The organism is Streptomyces sp. NPDC088762, assembly GCF_044750905.1.
GTDB lineage: Bacteria > Actinomycetota > Actinomycetes > Streptomycetales > Streptomycetaceae > Streptomyces.
Genome location: NZ_JBIVKT010000019.1, coordinates 31,899 through 50,046, shown reverse-complemented (window position 1 = coordinate 50,046; position 18,148 = coordinate 31,899). Strand labels below are relative to the sequence as shown.

Sequence of the window (18,148 nt, the reverse complement as noted above, 5' to 3'; positions counted from 1 at the left end):
TCCGGGATACGCGTTTTGGAGCACCCGCGCGGGGATGCTAATGTTTCACACGTCGCAAGGGCCTGTGGCGCAGTCTGGTAGCGCACCTCGTTCGCATCGAGGGGGTCTGGGGTTCAAATCCCCACAGGTCCACAGACGACAGTTCTTGAATAGCTCTCAAGAATCGTCACGAGATCCCGTTCAGCCGAGAGGCTGGGCGGGATCTCGGCGTTTCCGGGGTGTGTTCGAGACGATGTCCGATTGCCCGTCCCGGTGCTTGGCCGACCTGGGACAAGGGTGAAGGGGATTCCTGGGGGTGGTTCCGCGCGGATGCGACGCTCCGACCCGTCTGGAGGCATGACGGCTCGCAGCCTGTGATGCCAGTTCTCAGGTGTTCGTTTGGATCATCCGTGTTCTTGGCGGCGGGAGGCCGGCCGGGGTGGGGCTGCGGTGCTCGTGGTATGCCGACCGAAGACAGCCCGCAGAGCACCGCCAAGCACTGGCAGGACTGCACGGACGTGTACCACTTCCTGGAGCAGATCCGCCTGAGGCCCAGCATGTGGCTGCCCGGTGGTTCGTTGCTCCACCAGACGGTCGACGGTGCAAGTTGATCTTTGCTGGTTCTTTGCGCTCCCCGCAGTCGTGAACCCTCAGCCGTAGTTAGGGTCATATGGCCGCGAGTGCAACGGGAGGGGACACGAGTGAGCGACGAGGGCAAGATCCCTTGACATCAAAACGGCTGATCTGAAAGCGACAGCACCGACATTCCACGACCAGAGCGAGGCACTCGGCACGGCCTTGGGCACGCTTCGTGCGTCGTTGGCGAAAGCGGGGGCCGCGTGGGGGGATGACGGCCCAGGCAAGGAGTTTCACGACAAGTACGGGCCGATCGTCGATCGGATCCAGAACTCCGCAGGCATCATCAAGGACGGCTTGGCGAGCATCCACACCGCGATGACCGACATGGCGGACGGCCACATAGAGAACGACGTTCTGGTCGGGGCGATGTTCCGCAAGGTTGTGCCCGCAGCCCATGGGGGCCCCGACGGCCCGGGGCGCCAGGAGTGAGTACCGGTGACAAGGTCCGGGAGATCGTCACTGACGTCACCGGAATCGAGTGGCCCGCGGGTGACGTCGGCAAACTGCGTAACATCGCGAGCGCCTGGCGCGCGTTCGCCGACGACATGGAAGACATAGCGGCAGCTGCCAACAAGGCGGCGCAGACGCTGATTCACAACAACTCCGGCGAGGCGATCTCCGCGTTCGCAGACCCCTTCTGGGCTCGCTACTACAGCGACAAGAAGGGGTGGCTGCAGGACCTCGTCGATGGCCCCCGCTCGCTGGCGGACGGGATCGACAAGTATGCCGACGCTGTGGCTGACGCGAAGAAGAAACTCGACCGTCAGCTGGAGATCGCCGGCGCCGTCATCGTCGCCGGTACGGCCTTGGCGTTCTTCACCCTCGGAGCCACCGAAGTCGCCGCGGCGGCAGCCACTGCCACCATCGTCGAATTGGCCGCGACCGTGGGCGTGGCGCTGACGACGGAGGTCGCCACCATTGCCGGCACCGTCTTCGCGACCGCGGCCATCGCTGGTATCGAATCCGTCACCGTCGACCTTGCGGTCGCTCAACCGCTCAAGATCGCCGCGGGCCTCCAGACTGGATTCAACCTCGACGAGGCGCAAGAGGCCGGAGCCTATGGAGCCCTCACCGGCGGAGCCTTCGGCGGCGCCGGAAGGGCGTTCCAGCTGGCCCAGGAGGGCGGCGGAATCGCTGGGCTGTTTCCAGGCGTGGCGAATGGCATGGGTGGGCCCCGTACTGCTTTCGCCGGCCTCCCCGAGGGACTCCCGGGCGGCGATCCGTACGCCTTCCGTACGGGGCCGCCTTCCGGGACGGCTGGCGGGTCCGGCCCCGGTCGAGGTCCCTGGCCGGCGCCGAGCGACCTCGTAGGGCCGGCCGCAGGCAAGGAGCTCAAGGCGCCCAACGCGCGGCACACTGTCTCGGGCTCAGCCAGTGGCGAGGTGAAACCGGACAACAGTGTCATCCTGCGAGGCCAGCAGAAATCCGTTTCCCAGGACATAGCTGACATCGCCAGCGGTAAAGCCAAATACAACGATCAGACCGACCGTTATGAGATAAATGGGCGCACTTATGGTGTGGAGCGATCGGGAACGGTCTACCCGGACTCCGGGCCAGGCATCGTGAAACTCGACAGAAACGAGTACGCTGCACTGAAGGAGATAGCCAAAGCGAAAGGAGATCTTAGCGCCGCACCGCAATTGACCAAGAACCCGAGATTCACCAATAACCCAGGCGTCGTCGAGAAAGCCCTGGCTATCTATAATGGGACGTATCAGTGACCTATAATCTTCTCACTGTCGACGCCGTCAGCCCCGAAAGCATGGCCGTCGCCCTTGCCGGGTGCCTGGGCGTCGCGGTCAGCGATGTGGAAGTGGCGGATTCCGACGGCGACTTCGAACTCCGGAACTGGGATGCGCCCGTCTCGTGCGAATACCGGGGAGTCCGCGGTGATGTGGCCTGGTCGCTGGACATCTATGCCCAGGAGCAGGTTTCTGATCAGCCGCTTGAGCCCGACCTCGCCGCGCAGTTCGCGAAAGCAGTGGCGACGACCGTCCTGTTTCCCGCTGAGGAGGCGCCCCCCAGCGCCTACTGGGCAGTCACGCCGGAAGGTCTGCTCACTCGCGCCCGGCTCGAATTGTCCGCCGACGAGCCCCCCATCTACATGATCCCTGCGGTAGAGGCGCCGGTGCCTCAGCTCCCCCGGGCTGCTGTGGTGAGATTCGCCGAGATTGTACGGGAACAGCGGCCGGACACCCCCGTGGCGGAGGACTTCACGTCCTCGGTGGAAAGGGTGCGACGGGCTGCCTCGGAACTGTCACGGCTTTCCCTCGACGACGGCGTCGGCAGCCCCATCTGGTCTGCGAGGAACAAGCTGGTCGTGTGGGAGCGAGTCATCCGGCAAATGGAATCCGGATGGGCGCCGTCGGGCTGGTATCCCGCCGACCTCTATCGAGAACGGTTGGAAGCCCGGGACGCGCTCGTCGGCATCAGCGCCCACCTGCCTCGTGAGGTAACCGAGCTGCTCGACAAGGCCCTGGAGGAATTGGACAGGCAGTTCGCCGCCGCAACAGAGGAAGACCCGTCGGGAAGCCTCCGAAGAGAGCTGACGGGTGCGTCCGAACAGACGTCGGTCGGCTGGTGGTGGCACCGCCGCCCCGTTCCCGTGCCCTGGGAGCAGGCCTGACTTCGTGCAGACCGGTCTGCACGTTCCTTGACGGCAATAGCACAGGTCCGGTACGCGACGGGAATCGCGTGCCGGGTCCATGCTTGGGCTGGTGGTACGGAGAACTGGGGACCGGGGATCAGCCACAGCAGCCGGCCTTTGGAGTGAGAGGCTTGCACGCCTTCACCTGGGGGACTGTAGAGGGGCAGCCAGCGCTGTGGATCAGGTGGCACATGCTGGCTGGCGTGGTGAGGGAACCATAGAGAGTGTCCGCACCTCCGACACCCAGCCACCTGCAGAGGTGGGAAGCGATCTTCCCGCCTACGGGAAGCGATCTTTAACTGCTTCGCGCGGCCCTGGTCAGACCCACTCGTGAACACACCCACAGATGACAATTCGCGAGTAGCTCTCGTGAACGTCACGAGATCCCGTCCGGTCGAAAGACCGGGCGGGATCTCGGCGTTTGACACCCCGTGCGTCGGGGCGGACCTCGTCAGCAGCGGTAGCCGTTGGGGACCTGGAGCAGGGCCACGAAGATCCACACCATGGCCGCGGTGCCGGCCGTGCCGCCCAGGAGGGCGACGGTGAGGTTCCAGCGGCCTGCGGATCCGATGAGCACCCCCCACCACACCGCTGCCGTGATCGAGAGCAGAGCTCCGTAGAAGATCAGCGCGAGCAGGTTGGCCGGGCCGTTCACTCCTGCGTCGCAGGCCCGCCAGCCGGCTGCCAGCAGCACCGACCCGAGCACACCAGTGGTCAGACCGGCCACGGGGGCGACCGCGCACCCCCACTGTCCCCGCGTCACTTCCGGTTCCTGACCGGGGGCACGTTCCCGCCACCGGGCTGCTGCGCCTGTTCCCTCTGGTCCATCGCGTCGTTGATCCCTTGCCGGAGTGGTTCCTGCCCGTGTGCGGCGGCCGAGGGCTCGGGTGCCGGGTGGGTGGCGGGCCCGAGCCCTTCGTGGTCATCGCTTTGCGTCGCCGTCGGAAATCCGTGTCCTGCGGTCCTCCGGCACCGTGGCCTCGTACAGGGTCACGATCTTTTCCTTGCCGTCCTTCAGCTCGAACGTCACCCCGTTGTCCCCGGGATAGGGGCGGCGGTGGTCGAAGCCGCCGGGGAAGATGTCGCCCGGAATGCTTTCCGGGAAGGCGGCGCAGTACATGACGTATCTGTCGGCCGTGGTCCGGGACCCGGGATTCCGGCGGCGCTGTAGGTGCTTGCAGGCATCACACAGCACGGGCGATCGGCGCACGTGGGTCACTCCTTCGTGTTCTTGAGGTACTTGTCGATGATCTGGCCGACCTCGACCGCGAGTGGCCTGGGGTTATCGGCCAGCTTGTATTCCGCGAAGCACTCGGCGACCATCTCATGCGGATCCGTGGCCCCGTACTCCGAGACCAGGGACTCGATCGCCTCTGCCGTTTCCTCGTCGTGCGGCTCGACACTGGTGTCGTAGGGCAGTCCGATCGCATCGGACACGACGGTCTCGAGCTCCGCGTTGGCCTCGGGCGATGCGAAGACCCGCTCGGCGCAATGGTGCCCGAACTCGTGATGGAAGATCCCCTCGACCGATCCGCCGCCGGGAACGGTCCAGTTGGACTCCTCCTCGAGCTTGCCCTGCTCCGAGAGGGCCTCGTGGTCACCGAAGTCGCCCGCGTCGAGGTAGATGCCGACGGATTGGTCACCACCGGGTTCGAGCACGGCGTACGCGAGGGTGGAGTCCTCACCGGCGGCCTCGGACTGGACGACCTCCATGGTGCGGAAGACGTCGGGATACTCGGCGGAGAGTTTCTCCATGGCCCGGTTGACCTCGTTCGCCGAGTCGGGCGACAAGGGATTCGTCGTGTAGTCGACGTGCACGTCGTGCGGTTCGCCGATCGCCCGTCCCTCGGCCTCGGCCTGTGCGAGGCGACTTCGGCCTCCTCCTCGACCTCGACGTCCGTCCCGGATTCGGTGCTCTCCGGCGCCTCCGCCTGCTCGGGTTCCTCTGGTGGCTCGGGCTGCCGCTCGCGACGCTCCGCAGCGGGTGGCTCCACCATCTCCTCGGCGGGATCTCCGGGCTCGTCCGGCTCCGTGTATTCGCCCTCGTCGTCGTCAGGCAGCTCCGAGACGTCGTCGTCGGCGGACTCCGGCTCGGCGTATTCGCCTTCGACGTCCGGCAGTTCCGAGGCGTCGTCGGCGGACTCCGGTTCCTCGGGCTGTGCGAAGGCATCGTCCTCGGACGGTTCCCGGGACTCCGGATCCGGCTGCGCATCCTCGACGTCGGTATCGGCCACCGAGTGCAACTCGCTCATCTGGTCCCCCCGGTCCAGTTCTCGCCTGGGTTCCACGATATGTCTTCCGCGCTCCGGGAGTTGGACCGGGTCGGCCGGGCGGTGGGTGTCAGGCCAGCGGGCCGGCGGTGAGTTCGAGGACCTCTGCGGGGCCGGCTCGGAAGGCGGGGCCGGCGGCGTCGGCTTCGATCATGTGGGGAGTGGCGTCGTGCGCGGCGAGGGCCGACCTCGACGTCCACCGCTCGAGGAGGACGAAGCGGTCGGGGTGGCCCGTTACCTGGTGCAGGTCGTACTGCAGGCAGCCGTCTTCGGCGCGGACGATCGGCGCGAGGCGCTCGAAGGCCTCGATCTGCTCCCGTCCGCGGCCAGGGAGAGTGGTGATCAGGACGGCCAGATGTATGGGGTGTGACATGTGGCGAAGGCTATGGGCGGGCACTCAGGTGCGGGAAGCGCTTTTCGCTGCCGAGGGGGCCTGGTTCCCTACGAGGCCGTGGAGTTCGGCCGCGGAGTCGGGGGCCAGGCGGTAGATGCCCTGGACGCTCACCGACCGGATCAGCCGGCCTTCCTCCACGTACTTGAGCCTGCGCTCGCCGCGGCGTGAGGTGTACGTCAGCCGTTCCAGGAGGCCGGCGGGGACGGCGGTGCCGAACGTGAGGGGAGAACAGGGCGGGCCGAGGAGCACCTCGGTGACGCACCCCCCCTTCAGCGGCCGCCAGTCCAGGAGCTTCGGGTAGTCGTCGTCGTGGAGCTGTGAACCGGCGTCCTCGTAGGGGATGATCCGTGACACCTCCAGAGCGCCCAGTACGTGGAGACGGGTGCGGAAGGCCCGGACGGGGAAGACGGTGTCACCGGGGCGCACACCTGCGCGCGTGAAGCTCGGCAGGGACTGGTGCGGGCCGCCGAACAGCATCGTCAGACGTTGGCCTGCGTAGCCGGATCGCTCGAGGTACCGGCACAGGTCGTTGGTCCACAGGGTCGTGTAGGAGTTCGCCACGGCAGAAACGTAGGCGTGGCCACTGACAGGCGGGTCGGTCCCGCCCGGTCGGGTGACCGGGCGGGATCCGGTGGGTCAGTGCACCGAGTCGAGCTTTGTGCGCTGCTCCGGGGTGAGGTCGAGGTCCACCGCGCCGAGGTTCTCCTCCAGTTGGGCCACCGAGGAGGCGCCGACCAGGGGGAGGACCGGGATGTCGCCGCCCATCAGCCAGGAGAGCACCACCTGGTTGACGGTGGCGCCGGTTTCGGCAGCGACCTCGCGGACCGCCTTCAGGCGGGGCTCGGTGCCCGCGTGCTCGAAGCCCGGACCGAGCGGCTTGTCGTCGCGTACGTAGGCGCCCGAGATCAGCGGCGAGTACGAGACCTGCGTCAGCGACGGGTTGGCCCGCAGGTAGCTGAGCAGGTCACCGCTGACCAGGCCCTGGTTGCCGTCGGGGGAGCGGAGGCTGGGGATGTCGGTGCGCTGGCGGAGGTAGCTGTGGTGGTGCTGGAGCACCTCGTAGCCCGGAACGCCCGCCGCGGCGGCCAGGGTGCGGGCCCTCTCCACGCGCCACGCCCAGTGGTTGCTCGCGCCGAGCAGGCCGGCGACGCCGTCCGCGACGACATCGGCGAAGCCCTGGACGGTCTCCTCCAGCGGGGTGTGCTCGTCCATGATGTGCGCGTACAGCAGGTGGATGCGCTCGATGCCGAGGCGCTCGCGGCTGCGCTCCGCCGACTCGCGGATGACCTTGGCGGACAGGCCCTCCACGTCGAGGCTGAAGCCGCTGGTGGGCTGGTTGGGGCGGGCGCCGAGCTTGGTGGCCACCGTGATCTCGTCGCCGATGCCGCGGCTGCGCAGCCAGCGGCCGACGAGTTCCTCGCTCTCGCCGCCCTGGGTGCCGTTGACCCAGAAGGCGTAGTTGTTGGAGGTGTCGATGAAGTTGCCGCCCGCCTCCACGAAGCGGTCGAGGATCGCGTACGAGGTGGCCTCGTCGACGGTGGTGCCGAAGGTCATCGTGCCGAGGCTCAGCACGCTTACTTCGCGGCGCGTTTCGGGGGCGCTGCCGATGACGCGGAATTTCACTGGGATGCCTTTCGGTCCAGGGGTGGGGAACGGGAACTAGGCCGTGGCGGCGGTGCGCTGCGGGAGGTCTGCCAGCAGCTCCGCGATCACGGCGTCCAGGTGCGGTACCAGGTAGAAGTGGCCGCCGGAGAAGGAGCGCAGCCGGAAGGGGCCCGTGGTGTGGTTCCGCCAGGCCTCGGCCTGGGGGGCGTCCACCCGGGGGTCGATGTCGCCGATCAGGGCGGTGACCGGGCAGTCCAGGGGCTCGGCGCCGGTGAACCGGTACGTCTCGGTGGCCACGTAGTCGCTGCGCACGGCGGGCAGGATCGCGGCCAGCAGCTCCGGGTGGTCGAGCATCCGGGTGTCGGTGCCGCCCAGCAGCTTCATGTCGGCGATGAGCGTCTCGTCGTCGGCGAGGTGTACGGAGCCGGGCGCGGGCACCGAGGGGGCGCGGCGGCCGGAGACGGCGAGCGCGGCGGGCGGCCGGCCCGCGTCGCGCAGCCGGCAGGCCACCTCGAAGGCGAGCGAGGACCCCATGCTGTGCCCGAAGATCGTGAACGGGCGGTCGAGGAAGGCCCCCCGGAGGAGCTCGGCCGTGATCAGGTCGGCGAGCTCGTGCAGGGACTCGACGCACGGTTCGCCGAAGCGCTCCTGGCGGCCGGGGTACTGGACCACCAGGACCTCGGCGTGGGGCGCGAGGGCGGCCGAGAAGGGGAAGAAGTACGAGGCGTTGCCGCCCGCGTGCGGGAACACCAGCAGGCGCGGGGCCTCAGGGGGAGCGGTGTGGAAGCGGCGCAGCCACGGGGTGCCGGTGGGCGCCACCGCACTCGCCCGGTTCGCGCGGCTCATCCGGACCGCCGGACGCGGCCGTTGCCGCCGCGTGCGGGGCGGGCGGTGATCGGGATGTGCTTGTAGCCGGATACGAAGTTGGAGCGCAGCCGCTCGGGACGGCCGGCCGGCCGGAAGTCCTCGAAGCGGGTGAACAGCTCGTGGAAGAGGGTCTTCAGGCTGACGCGGGCCACGCTGTGCCCGATGCAGTAGTGCGGGCCGATGCCGAAGGCGAGGTGCTTGTTGGGCTTGCGGCGGATGTCGAACTCGGAGCCGCGCGCGAAGACGCGGTCGTCCCGGTTGGCGGAGCCCAGCCAGACCACCACCGCGTCGCCCGCCCTGATCAGCGTGTTGCGGATCTCGATGTCGCGGGTGGCGTAGCGCAGGAAGTGGTTGACGGGGGAGGCCCAGCGCAGGGCCTCCTCCAGACCGGTGGAGTCGAGCTCGGGGTGGGCGGCCCAGTCCTGGAGCACGCCGCTGTCGATGAACTCGGCCATGACGAAGTTGGGGGCGTGCGGGGTGGTGACGTTCGCGCCGAGCAGCAGGCTGTAGCAGTTCGCGACGATCTCGTCGGCCGCCATGTGGCGGCCCTCGAACTCGGTGGAGATCAGCACGCTCAGCAGGTCGTCGCCGAGGTTGCCCCGGCGGAAGCGGACCAGGTCCTGGAAGTAGGCGAACAGCTCGCGGTGGGCGTTCTCCAGGGTGGCCTCGCGGCCGCCCGGGTCCTGGTACTCGGGGTCGTCGGCGGCGATGCACACGGTGGTGAGCCGGTTGAGCCAGGCCCAGTCCGCCGTGGGCAGCCCCATCATCGTGCCGGTGACCGACATCGGCATCGCCAGCATGGCCTGGGCGAAGTCGAAGGTGCCGCCGTCGCCGAGCGGTTCGATGAGCGGGACCACCAGGTCGCGGATCATGTCCCGCTGCTGGTCGACCGACTTGATGGCCAGGGCCTTCTTCAGGCGGCCCTGCATGGCGGTGTGGCGGGGCGGATCGGTGGCGGCGAGCTGCTTGCCGCTGGCGGGGTCGTCCAGGCCCAGGAGGTCGAGCATGGTGCCGCGCTCGGAGGTGAAGGTGGCGGTGTCGCGCAGGACCTGGTCGGAGTCGTCGAAGCGGACGACGTTCCAGAACCAGCGGTCGTCGTCGACGTGGTGGCGGGTCAGGGTGTCCAGGGCGCGCATCCGGCGCCAGACGGGATGCGGGTCGCCGTCGCTGTAGAGGCCGGGGTCGACGAGGTCGAGGGTGTCGGCGGGGCCGGTGGCGGCCGCGTGCATCGGGCAGCCCGGCGGGGGTGTGAGGGACTGTACTGCGGGGTCGGACATGGCGTGGACGGTCAAGGCCCGTCTTCCTTTCGCCTGGGTGGGCGTGGGAGCGGCGCCGGTCCGCCTTTTGGCCTCCGGCCCGGGATGCGGGACGGGGGCCGTGCGGGGCGAACGGAGTGAGGGACCCCCTCGGGCGTCCGGTGATCGTGCCGGAGCGGGGGCCATCGTGGCGCGTGACGGGGAACCAGCCGGTCTGCGCGTGTGCCGTGCGGCGCCGGGGAAGGGCTGGGCACGGGGTGGGGCGTTGCCCGCACAACGTACATGACGGGCCGGGGAAGGTGAAGCGGCCCCCGTCACGCGTGTGTTGTCGGGGCTCCGCCCCGCACCCCGCGCCTCAAACGCCGGCGGGGCTGGAGTTGGCGTGCCTGGGTGTGCCTGTGCGGGTCAGGGATCGGGGCTCTGCCCCGCACCCCGCGCCTCAAGCGCCGGCGGGGCTGGAGTTGGCGTGTCTGGGTGTGTCTGTGCGCGTTGGGGATCGGGGCTTTGCCCCGGGCCCCGCGCCTCGATTGCCGGCGGGGCTGGGGGTACCGGTCGGGGTGGAGTTGGCGCCTCTGGGTGTGTTTGGTCAGGGATCGGGGCTTCGCATCGGGGCTCCTGTCTTGGGCGCCGGCGGGGTTACTCCGGGCCGTCCTCCAGGAAGTCGCTCTTTGCGATCAGGTAGGCCAGTTGAGCTCGGCTGCGGCTGCCGAAGAGTTCGGCGGCCCAGCGCATGTGGTTGGCGACGCTGCGGGTGCTCATGCCGAGGCGGGAGGCGATGGCCTCGTCCGTGTAGCCGTTGACCATGTGGCGCAGGATCGCGCGGCGGATGTCGTCGGTCAGGAGGGGCGGCAGGCGGCTGCTCGGGAAGTTGCGCAGCGGGGAGGCGCGCTGCCAGGCGTGGTCGAAGATGCCGACCAGGTAGCGGACCACGCCGGGGTGTTCGATGACCAGGGCGATTTCGCTGCGGACCGAGCTGGGGTCGGGGACGAAGGCGATCTTGCGGTCGCAGACGATGAGCCGGTCGAAGACCTCGTCCAGGGTGCGGACCTCGCCGCCGGCCTGCGAGATCTGTTCCACGTACGCCAGCGTGGGCTGGTGCGAGCGGACGGTGTGCTGGTAGATGGTCCGCTGCCGGATGCCGCGGCCCAGGGCGGTGAGGTCGCTGGCCAGTGCCTTGTCGAGGAGTTCCTGCGGGCGGCCGCCGCCGGGCTGGGCGGTCAGCAGTTCCTCCTGGCAGGCGTGGACGGCCGCGGAAAGGGTCGCGCTGATGGCGCCCGCGCCCTGGACCACGCGGATCAGGTGGGAGTTCCCCTGGCCGTAGCTGTCCAAATAGATCTCCTGCGCGCGGGAGATCGACGTGCGGACGGCGGCCAGTGCGTTCTTCTTCTCCTCGATGTCCTGTTCCAGGCGGTCCATACGGGCTCCGGCGGCCAGCCGGGGCGGTATCGGGGCGAGGGTGCCGTTGGGGAGGAGCTGGACGAGTCCCAGGTCAAGCAGGCATTGCGGACACTCGCCGGACGTGGCTCGGCCCTGCAGGGAGTCCGAGTAGTACTGAAGGCCGTCTGCGCAGATCTCGACCTTGCGATCTTCTGCGGTTATGTCCGTTCCGATGCACATATATCCACCCTGCTGGTTTCCGCATTGCACGATCATCCTCCCTGATTTCCGCTGACTGAAGGGCAATGGCCACGCATGATTTCGGCGGGGAACCACGACAGGTCTATACCTCGCAGATCCAATGATTCAGGAAGCAGGGTACGAAAATGATCAAGAACGCTCTCGGTCTCGCCCTTGGCGCACTTGCCCTTGCAGCCGTCGCCGCAGCCGGTGTCACCACCGGCTCCGCCCCCGATCGGACGGCCACCGTGGCCGGGGACTCCCAGTGGGGCACCCCGGTCCCCTTCGCCCCCGTGGCGGATGACTCGCAGTGGGGCTGAGCCCCCTCCCGTACGCCACCCCTGACCGCCAGGGGTGTCCGGCGCGCACCGGCCGGCCGGCCCCCGCCTGAGGGACCGCCGATCCGCGGGGCGGGCCACTCACCAACGCTCCCGCAGATCTCGGAGGTCCATTCGTGCTGCCCGAAGCACCGCACGGAACGTCGCACGGCGGTCACACCTGGTATCCGGCCACCCGGGTGCAGCAAGGCATCTGGGTCCTGGACCGGGACGAGCTGCTGAGGCCCACCCAGTTGGTGCCCACCGTCGTGGAGTTCACCGGCCCGGTGGACCACGGGCTGCTGGTCGCCGCGGTCGGGCGGTCCCTCGCGCGGCACCCCTCGCTGCGGGCGCGCTTCAGGCTCGACGTGAAGCGGCGCCAGGTCGAGTACCGGACCGACGGCCCGCCGGCCGAGGCCGGTTTTCTCGACGCGGCGGCCGAGGGCTGGAGCGACGAAGAAGTCGACCGGCTCGTACGGGCGTTGTGCGTCACCCCCTTCGACCTCGCGGCGGACGCGCCCGCCCGCGCCGAGATCATCCGGACCGGGCCCGAGCGCACCCTCCTCGTGCTGAACGCGCACCACATCGTCGTCGACGGGGTCTCGCGCACGATGCTCCTGGAGGAGATCGGCGAGATCTACCGGGCCGGCCTCGCAGGCGTGGAGCCGGTACTGAGCGATCCTCCGCACCCGGCGGCCGTGGTCGCCGACCGCACTCCCGAAGAGGTCGCCGAGCAGGTACGGGAGGTCGTCGACCGGCTGCGCGGTGCGCCGGCGGACGTGACGCTGCCCTTCACCCGCCTCGCCCACGACGGGGGAGAGGCCTCGCTGCTCGGCGCGACCCTGGCCCTGTCCCTCGACGAGGAGACCACGGCGCGGGTCATGGAGGTGGCCGCGCAGGAGGGCTGCACGCCCTTCATGCTGGGCGTCGCCCTGCTGGCCGGCACCCTCGCGCGCACCGGCCCCCAGCGCGACTTCCTCATCGCCTTCGCCTGGCCCGGCCGCGACGACCCGGCCACCGCCGACGTCATCGGGATGTTCATGACGACCGTGGTGCTGCGGGCCTCGCTGGAACCGGAGGACACCTGGCGCGACCTGCTGAGCGGCGTACGGATCAACGGCATGGAGGCCTTCGTCGACAGCGACGTGCCCCTCGACGCCGTGTCCGCCGCCCTCAACCCGGACCGCAACGTCCTGTGGCCGCCGCTGTCGCCGGTCCTGGTCAACCTCGACGAGGCCCCGCGGTCCCTGGAGCTGGCACCGGGGGTGCCGGCCCGACTGCGGCCGCTCGACCCGATGTTCATCAAGTACGACCTGGCCGTGTTCGTCCGGCTGGAGGACACCGCCGAGGGGCGGCGCCTGGCGCTGTCCCTGGACTACCCGGTCAACGTCTTCGGCCACACCGACGTCTCGCGCTTCCTCAACGCTCTGCGGCACAGCGCCGCGGACCTCGCAACCTTCCCGGAGAATCCCGTGCTCGAAGAGTCCGTAACCGCCACCGCCCTCGCCGCCCCGGACCTGGAAGACCCGGCGGCGCGCCTCGAACTCGTCCGCTCCATCTGGCGCGAGGTCCTGGAGACCGACGACGTCGACGACGACGCCAGCTTCTTCGAGTCCGGCGGCGACTCCCTGCTCCTGGTGCTCCTCGTCGAGCGCCTCGGCCAGGTCTCCGGCCGCGAGGTCCGCACCATGGACCTCTTCCGCAACCCGACCATCAGCGGCCAGGCCGAGCTCATCGCGGGCGCCGCCCAGCCCGCCGCGGCCGCCGCCGGCACCGACCGTGCCGCCCTGCTGAACGCCGCCCGCTCCCAGGGCGCCGAGGCCGCCCGATGACGCCCGGGACGCCGGCCGCGGAGATCCTGCCTGACGCGCTCCAGGCCGCGGAGAGCCTCGCCGCCGAAATCCTGGACACCGACGGGCCCGACGGCTTCGACACCGAGAGCTTCATCTCCCTCGGCGGCGACTCCCTGCGCGCCATGCGCCTGGCCGCCGTCCTCGAGGAGCGCCTCGCGCTGCGCGTCTCGATCCTGGAGCTGCTCGGCGGCTCCCCGCTCGCCGGGGTACTGGCCGCCGCCGTGCCCGCCGCCCCCGCCGCGCCCGAGCCCGCGCAGGCCCCGGCCGGCAGCGCCGAGCAGGCGCTCACCCCCGCCCAGCGCGGGATGTGGCTGATGGAGCGGGTCGCCGGGGGTTCCCCGTACAACCTGGTCTTCCGCTGCTTCGTCGAGGACGGCCTGCTCGACCGCGGCCTGTTCACCAAGGCCCTCGCCGCCACCGCCGCCCGCCACGAGGGTCTGCGCAGCGTCTTCCGCGAGGCCGCGGACGACGTGGTCCAGGAGATCCTGCCCGCCTACACGCCCGAGCTCGCCGAGTTCACCTACGACGGGCCGGCCGAGGCCTTCGAGGGGCACGTGCGCCGGGCCGCCGCCGAACTGGGCCGCCTCCCCTTCGACCTGGCGGCCGAACCCGCCTACCGCTTCGCCCTCTACGGCTCCGGCCCGCAGGGTGACGAGCGCTGCGCGGTCGTCCTGGTCGCGCACCACATGGTGCTCGACGGGTTCGCCGTCGGCTACCTGCTGCGCGAGGTCTTCGAGACGTACGCCGAGCTCAGCGACGAGCAGCAGCACACCGACACGGCCCCCCGCGACCCCGGCACCCCGCTGTCGGCGCTCACCCGCCGCCAGGCGGAGACCAGGGCCCGCGGCGCCTGGGACGAGCAGACCGCGTTCTGGAAGGAACACCTCGACGGTGTCCCCTCCATCCTCGAACTCCCCGCCGACCGGCAGCGCCCCTCCGTCCAGGACGGCGCGGGCGACCGGCTCGGCCTGGACCTCGGCCCGGCCACCACCGAGCTCGTCACCCGGCAGGCGCGCGGGCTGGGCATCACCCCGTACTCCTTCCTGCTCGGCGCCTTCGCCCTGACCCTCAGCCGCCTCAGCGGCAGCCGCAGGCTGCTGGTGGGCGTGCCACTGCTGGGCCGTGGCGCCTCCGAGCTCCAGCGGCTGATCGCCGTCGCCGGCAACCTCGTACCGGTCCGCATCGACGTGGACGACGACGCTCCGGTCGGTGACTACCTGCGCGCCGTGCACCACAGCCTCGGCACCGCCATCGAGGCCGGCGACCTGCCCTTCGAGGAGCTGGTCGCGCGCCTCGGCACCGAGCGCAGCCTCGGCTGCCACCCGCTGGTCCAGGTCTGCTTCGGCATGCACGACCAGCTCGTGCCCCGCGAACTGACCGCCGGCGCCCTGCGGATTCGGGTCGAGGAAGGGCACGGCGGCGGCTCGCAGTTCGACCTCACCATGCTCATCGGCCACGCCGACCCCTCGCTGGCCGGGCACGTCGAGTACGCGACCAGCGTCTGGAACGAGACCGAGGCCCAGTCCTTCGTGTCCGACTTCCGGGCCGCCGTGGAGGAGCTCGCCGCCGCGCCCGACGCGCGGCTGGAGGACATCCGCTGCATCTCCCACGAGGGCCGCGCGCTCCTCGACGAGATCAACGAGAGCGGCCGGGACTTCCCCGCCACCTCCCTCGACGCCCTCTTCCGCGAGGTGGCCGGCCGCCGCCCGGGCGCCGTCGCCGTCCGCGACGCCACGCACACCCTGACGTACGGTCAGCTCGCGGCGGCCGCCGCCGAACAGGCCCGGCTGCTGCGCGAGGCCGGGGTCGGCCCGGGCGACCGGGTACTCGTCGGCGTCGAGCGGTCGGTCGCCGAGGCCGTCGCCGTCCTCGGCGTGCAGTGGGCCGGAGCCGCGTACGTCGGCATCGACCCGGCGCAGCCCGACACCCACCTCGCCCGGATCCTGGAGCGGGCCCGGCCTGCCGCCGCGCTGACCGGCCCGGTCGACGCGCCGACCGCGCGCCGCTTCGCCGAGCTGGGCGCCCCCGCGGTGGCCACCTGGGAGCCGGACTGGCAGCCGGCCGCCCCGGACACCGTGCCGACCCCGGCCGAGGACCCCTCCCGCCTCGCCTACGTCGCCTTCACCTCGGGCTCGACCGGGCAGCCCAAGGGCGTCTGCGTACCGCACCGCGCGGTGATCCGCCTGGTCCACGAGGCGGGCTACGTCCGCCTCGGCGCCGACGAGCGGATGCTGCGGCTCTCCCCGCTCTCCTTCGACGCCTCCACCCTGGAGCTGTGGGGCGCGCTGCTGACCGGCGCCTCCCTGGAGGTCCACCCGGCGGGCCTCGCCTCGCCCACCGAGCTCGGCGCCTTCCTGAAGGAGCGCCGGATCACCGTGGCCTGGCTGACGGCCGGACTCTTCCGGCTGGTCGAGGAGTTCGCGCCGGACTCCCTCGGCGGCCTGCGCCAGCTGCTCACCGGCGGCGACGTGGTCCCCCACGAGCACACCGCCCGCGTGCTCTCCCGGCACCCCGACATCGTGATCACCAACGGGTACGGGCCGACCGAGAACACCACCTTCACCACCACGCACTCGGTGGCGCGCGCCTCGGACGTGGACGGTCCGCTGCCCATCGGCCGCCCGGTGCCCGGCACCCGCGTGTACGTACTGGACGCGCGCCGCCGTCAGCTCCCGCCCGGCGCGGTCGGCGAGCTGTACACCGGCGGCGAGGGCCTGGCCGACGGCTACCTCGGCGACGAGGCCGAGACGGCCCGCTCGTTCGGGCAGCTCTCGCCGGACGTCGACGAGCGCCTCTACCGCACCGGCGACCTCGTACGGATCGACACCCGCGGCCGGATCCGCTTCCTGGGCCGCGCCGACGACCAGGTCAAGCTCCGCGGCTACCGGGTGGAGCTGAGCGCGATCAGCGACGTGCTCGCCGAGCACCCCGAGGTGCAGGACGCCGTCGTCCTCGTCACCGACGGGGACAGCGCCGAGAAGCGGCTCGTCGCCGCGGTGGTCCTCGCCGACGGCGCGGCCGCCGACGCGGTCGCCCTGCGCGACCTGCTCAAGGAGCGGCTGCCGTCCTACATGGTGCCGACCCTGTGGGCCGTGGTGGACCGGCTGCCGGTGACCGCCAACGGCAAGGTGGACCGGCGCGCGCTCGCCGCGGTGGCCGGTCCGGCGAGGCGCTCGGCCGCCTCCGCCGCTCCTGCCGTACCGGTCGTCGAGACGGTCGCGGCCCCCGCCGCGGGCCCCGGCCTCGACGAGCGCATCGCCGAGCTGTTCGCCGAGGTCATCGAGGGGCCCGAGCCCGTCACGGGCGTCACCGCCGAGACCGACTTCTTCATGGTCGGCGGCAACTCCCTGGGCGCCGTACGGCTGATGCGCAAGGTGAAGCAGGAACTGGGCGCGTCCGTCCGGCTGCGGGACTTCCTGCTGTCCCCCACGCCCGCAGGGCTGCGCACGCTCATCGACAAGGCCGCCGTCTGATGGCCCGTACCGCGGCTCCGGTCCCGCCGCCGTCCCTCGCGGACGGCGTGCGGGCCCCGGAGTGGGACGAAGGACTGGACTGCTGGGTCGTGGCCGACCCCCGCCTGGCCCAGCAGGTCCTCAACCACCCCGGCTTCGCCTCCGGGACCTTCGAGCGCTCCTTCCAGCTGTACATGACGGACGCGGCCCGCGCCGAGTACCGGGAGCTCACCGAGTTCCTGCGGCTGTGGTTCGTCCAGGCCGACGCGCCGGAGCACATGGCGCTGCGCCGTCCCGTCCAGCGGATGCTCTCCGCCTCCTACGTGCGCTCCCTCGCCCCTCGGATCGAGGAGATCACCGACGAGTGCCTCGACGACCTCGCGGCGGCCCCCCGTCCGTCGGACGTCATGCCGCCGGTGGCCGACGGGATCTCGGGCAAGGTGATGGCCCACGTCGTCGGGCTGGACGTGCCTCCCCCGGTGCTGCACCGGTGGTCGCGGACGCTGTCGCTGTTCATCGGCGCCATGTACCGGCGCGACCACGCGCTGGCGGCCCACCGGGTCATGGTGGAGATGTCCGAGGCGCTGGCCGGCGCGCGGGCGATGGAGGGCTTCCCGGTCGACACCGAGGAGGACCGGGCGCGGACCACCGCGACCTGGGCCATGTGCCTCTTCGGCGGCCTGGAGACCACGGCCTCCCTGCTCGGCTCCACCGTGCTCACCGCGCTCGGCGACCGCGCGCTGTGGGACGCGGTGTGCCGGGAGGTGCCGGGTGCGGTGGAGGACCTCGTCGAATCCGTTCTGGTGAGCCGGCCCCCGCTGCGCCACCTGGGGCGGGTGGCCGCGTACGACCAGGAGTTCGCGGGCGTGCGGCTGAGCGAGGGCGACCTGGTGCTGGTCAGCCTCACGGGCGAGAACCCCCTGAACGACGCCGACGAGGCGCCGGCGGCGGTCTGCCCGGTCACGGGTGCGCGCACCGGCGCCGCCACCGACGCGGTCGCGGGTACGGACGCGGGCGCCAAGGCGGTGGGCGGCGGCTCGGAGCGGCACCTGATCTTCGGACACGGACCGCACTACTGCGTCGGCGCACCGCTGGCCCGTCTGGAGGCGGCCATCCTGCTCCGCCGCCTCGCCCGGCGGTTCCCGCACGCCCGGCTGGCCGAGGAAGCCGCCGTATGGGGGCCCAACCTCAGCTACGTGGGCCTCGACCACCTCTACGTCGATCTGGCCGGAGACGCCTGATGCACTCCTCT

General features: G+C 70.7%; 18 protein-coding genes and 1 tRNA gene. 10 read left to right on the top strand and 9 right to left on the bottom strand.

Features of this window, described 5'->3' with window-relative positions; genetic code table 11:
• The first annotated feature begins 58 nt into the window (after positions 1-58).
• The 5 genes from ACIP5M_RS31050 (at position 59) to ACIP5M_RS31030 (ending at position 3,244) form a co-directional block, all read left to right on the top strand.
• Positions 59-132 (top strand) — tRNA-Ala (locus tag ACIP5M_RS31050).
• Positions 133-440: 308 nt separating this feature from the next.
• Positions 441-590 carry a hypothetical protein gene (locus ACIP5M_RS31045; RefSeq protein ID WP_401202868.1) on the top strand — a complete coding sequence of 50 codons (150 nt, stop codon included), beginning with the start codon at positions 441-443 and terminating at the stop codon, positions 588-590.
• Between the two features lie 187 nt (positions 591-777).
• Positions 778-1,047 carry a hypothetical protein gene (locus tag ACIP5M_RS31040; protein WP_401202865.1) on the top strand — a complete coding sequence of 90 codons (270 nt, stop codon included), beginning with the start codon at positions 778-780 and terminating at the stop codon, positions 1,045-1,047.
• Positions 1,044-2,339: a hypothetical protein gene (locus ACIP5M_RS31035; protein ID WP_401202863.1), complete on the top strand. Its 1,296-nt coding sequence runs from the start codon at positions 1,044-1,046 to the stop codon at positions 2,337-2,339. Before ACIP5M_RS31040 ends, ACIP5M_RS31035 begins: the two co-directional genes overlap by 4 nt.
• Positions 2,336-3,244: a hypothetical protein gene (locus ACIP5M_RS31030; protein ID WP_401202860.1), complete on the top strand. Its 909-nt coding sequence runs from the start codon at positions 2,336-2,338 to the stop codon at positions 3,242-3,244. Before ACIP5M_RS31035 ends, ACIP5M_RS31030 begins: the two co-directional genes overlap by 4 nt.
• 472 nt (positions 3,245-3,716) lie before the next feature.
• On the opposite strand, the gene ACIP5M_RS31025 is transcribed toward ACIP5M_RS31030, so the two are convergent.
• From ACIP5M_RS31025 to ACIP5M_RS31015, 3 genes are all read right to left on the bottom strand, one after another.
• The gene (locus ACIP5M_RS31025) at positions 3,717-4,028 is read right to left on the bottom strand and encodes a hypothetical protein (protein ID WP_401202857.1); all 312 of its coding nucleotides are present in this window, start codon (positions 4,026-4,028) and stop codon (positions 3,717-3,719) included.
• A gap of 159 nt (positions 4,029-4,187) precedes the next feature.
• A complete protein-coding gene (locus tag ACIP5M_RS31020) occupies positions 4,188-4,385 on the bottom strand; it encodes a hypothetical protein (protein ID WP_401202855.1) in 198 nt (65 codons plus the stop codon).
• Between the two features lie 95 nt (positions 4,386-4,480).
• Entirely contained in the window at positions 4,481-5,056 is a 576-nt protein-coding gene (locus ACIP5M_RS31015; protein ID WP_401202853.1) for a hypothetical protein, read from the bottom strand.
• 68 nt (positions 5,057-5,124) lie between these two features.
• Here ACIP5M_RS31015 and ACIP5M_RS31010 point away from each other — a divergent pair, with 68 nt between their 5' ends.
• Complete coding sequence (locus ACIP5M_RS31010) at positions 5,125-5,628, top strand: hypothetical protein (protein WP_401202852.1); 504 nt, start codon at positions 5,125-5,127, stop codon at positions 5,626-5,628.
• Here the strand turns inward: ACIP5M_RS31010 and ACIP5M_RS31005 are convergent.
• The 6 genes from ACIP5M_RS31005 to ACIP5M_RS30980 form a co-directional block, all read right to left on the bottom strand.
• Entirely contained in the window at positions 5,606-5,908 is a 303-nt protein-coding gene (locus ACIP5M_RS31005) for a putative quinol monooxygenase (RefSeq protein ID WP_401202849.1), read from the bottom strand. The two genes, ACIP5M_RS31010 and ACIP5M_RS31005, sit on opposite strands and share 23 nt — an antisense overlap.
• A gap of 24 nt (positions 5,909-5,932) precedes the next feature.
• Positions 5,933-6,490 carry a hypothetical protein gene (locus ACIP5M_RS31000; RefSeq protein ID WP_401202847.1) on the bottom strand — a complete coding sequence of 186 codons (558 nt, stop codon included), beginning with the start codon at positions 6,488-6,490 and terminating at the stop codon, positions 5,933-5,935.
• A gap of 75 nt (positions 6,491-6,565) precedes the next feature.
• A complete protein-coding gene (locus tag ACIP5M_RS30995) occupies positions 6,566-7,552 on the bottom strand; it encodes an aldo/keto reductase (protein WP_401202844.1) in 987 nt (328 codons plus the stop codon).
• 36 nt (positions 7,553-7,588) lie between these two features.
• Complete coding sequence (locus ACIP5M_RS30990; RefSeq protein ID WP_401202841.1) at positions 7,589-8,380, bottom strand: thioesterase II family protein; 792 nt, start codon at positions 8,378-8,380, stop codon at positions 7,589-7,591.
• On the bottom strand, positions 8,377-9,678 hold the full coding sequence (locus ACIP5M_RS30985) for a cytochrome P450 (protein WP_401202839.1): 1,302 nt from the start codon (positions 9,676-9,678) through the stop codon (positions 8,377-8,379). Before ACIP5M_RS30985 ends, ACIP5M_RS30990 begins: the two co-directional genes overlap by 4 nt.
• 615 nt (positions 9,679-10,293) lie before the next feature.
• Positions 10,294-11,274, bottom strand: a complete 981-nt coding sequence (locus ACIP5M_RS30980) for a LuxR C-terminal-related transcriptional regulator (protein WP_401202836.1) — start codon at positions 11,272-11,274, stop codon at positions 10,294-10,296.
• 146 nt (positions 11,275-11,420) lie between these two features.
• Between ACIP5M_RS30980 and ACIP5M_RS30975 the strand changes: the two genes are divergently transcribed.
• The 4 genes from ACIP5M_RS30975 (at position 11,421) to ACIP5M_RS30960 (ending at position 18,137) form a co-directional block, all read left to right on the top strand.
• On the top strand, positions 11,421-11,594 hold the full coding sequence (locus ACIP5M_RS30975) for a hypothetical protein (protein WP_401202833.1): 174 nt from the start codon (positions 11,421-11,423) through the stop codon (positions 11,592-11,594).
• A gap of 134 nt (positions 11,595-11,728) precedes the next feature.
• On the top strand, positions 11,729-13,423 hold the full coding sequence (locus ACIP5M_RS30970; RefSeq protein WP_401202830.1) for a condensation domain-containing protein: 1,695 nt from the start codon (positions 11,729-11,731) through the stop codon (positions 13,421-13,423).
• On the top strand, positions 13,420-16,917 hold the full coding sequence (locus ACIP5M_RS30965) for an amino acid adenylation domain-containing protein (RefSeq protein ID WP_401202827.1): 3,498 nt from the start codon (positions 13,420-13,422) through the stop codon (positions 16,915-16,917). The genes ACIP5M_RS30970 and ACIP5M_RS30965 overlap by 4 nt, the downstream gene beginning before the upstream one ends.
• Positions 16,917-18,137: a cytochrome P450 gene (locus tag ACIP5M_RS30960; protein ID WP_401202825.1), complete on the top strand. Its 1,221-nt coding sequence runs from the start codon at positions 16,917-16,919 to the stop codon at positions 18,135-18,137. The genes ACIP5M_RS30965 and ACIP5M_RS30960 overlap by 1 nt, the downstream gene beginning before the upstream one ends.
• Positions 18,138-18,148: the final 11 nt, after the last annotated feature.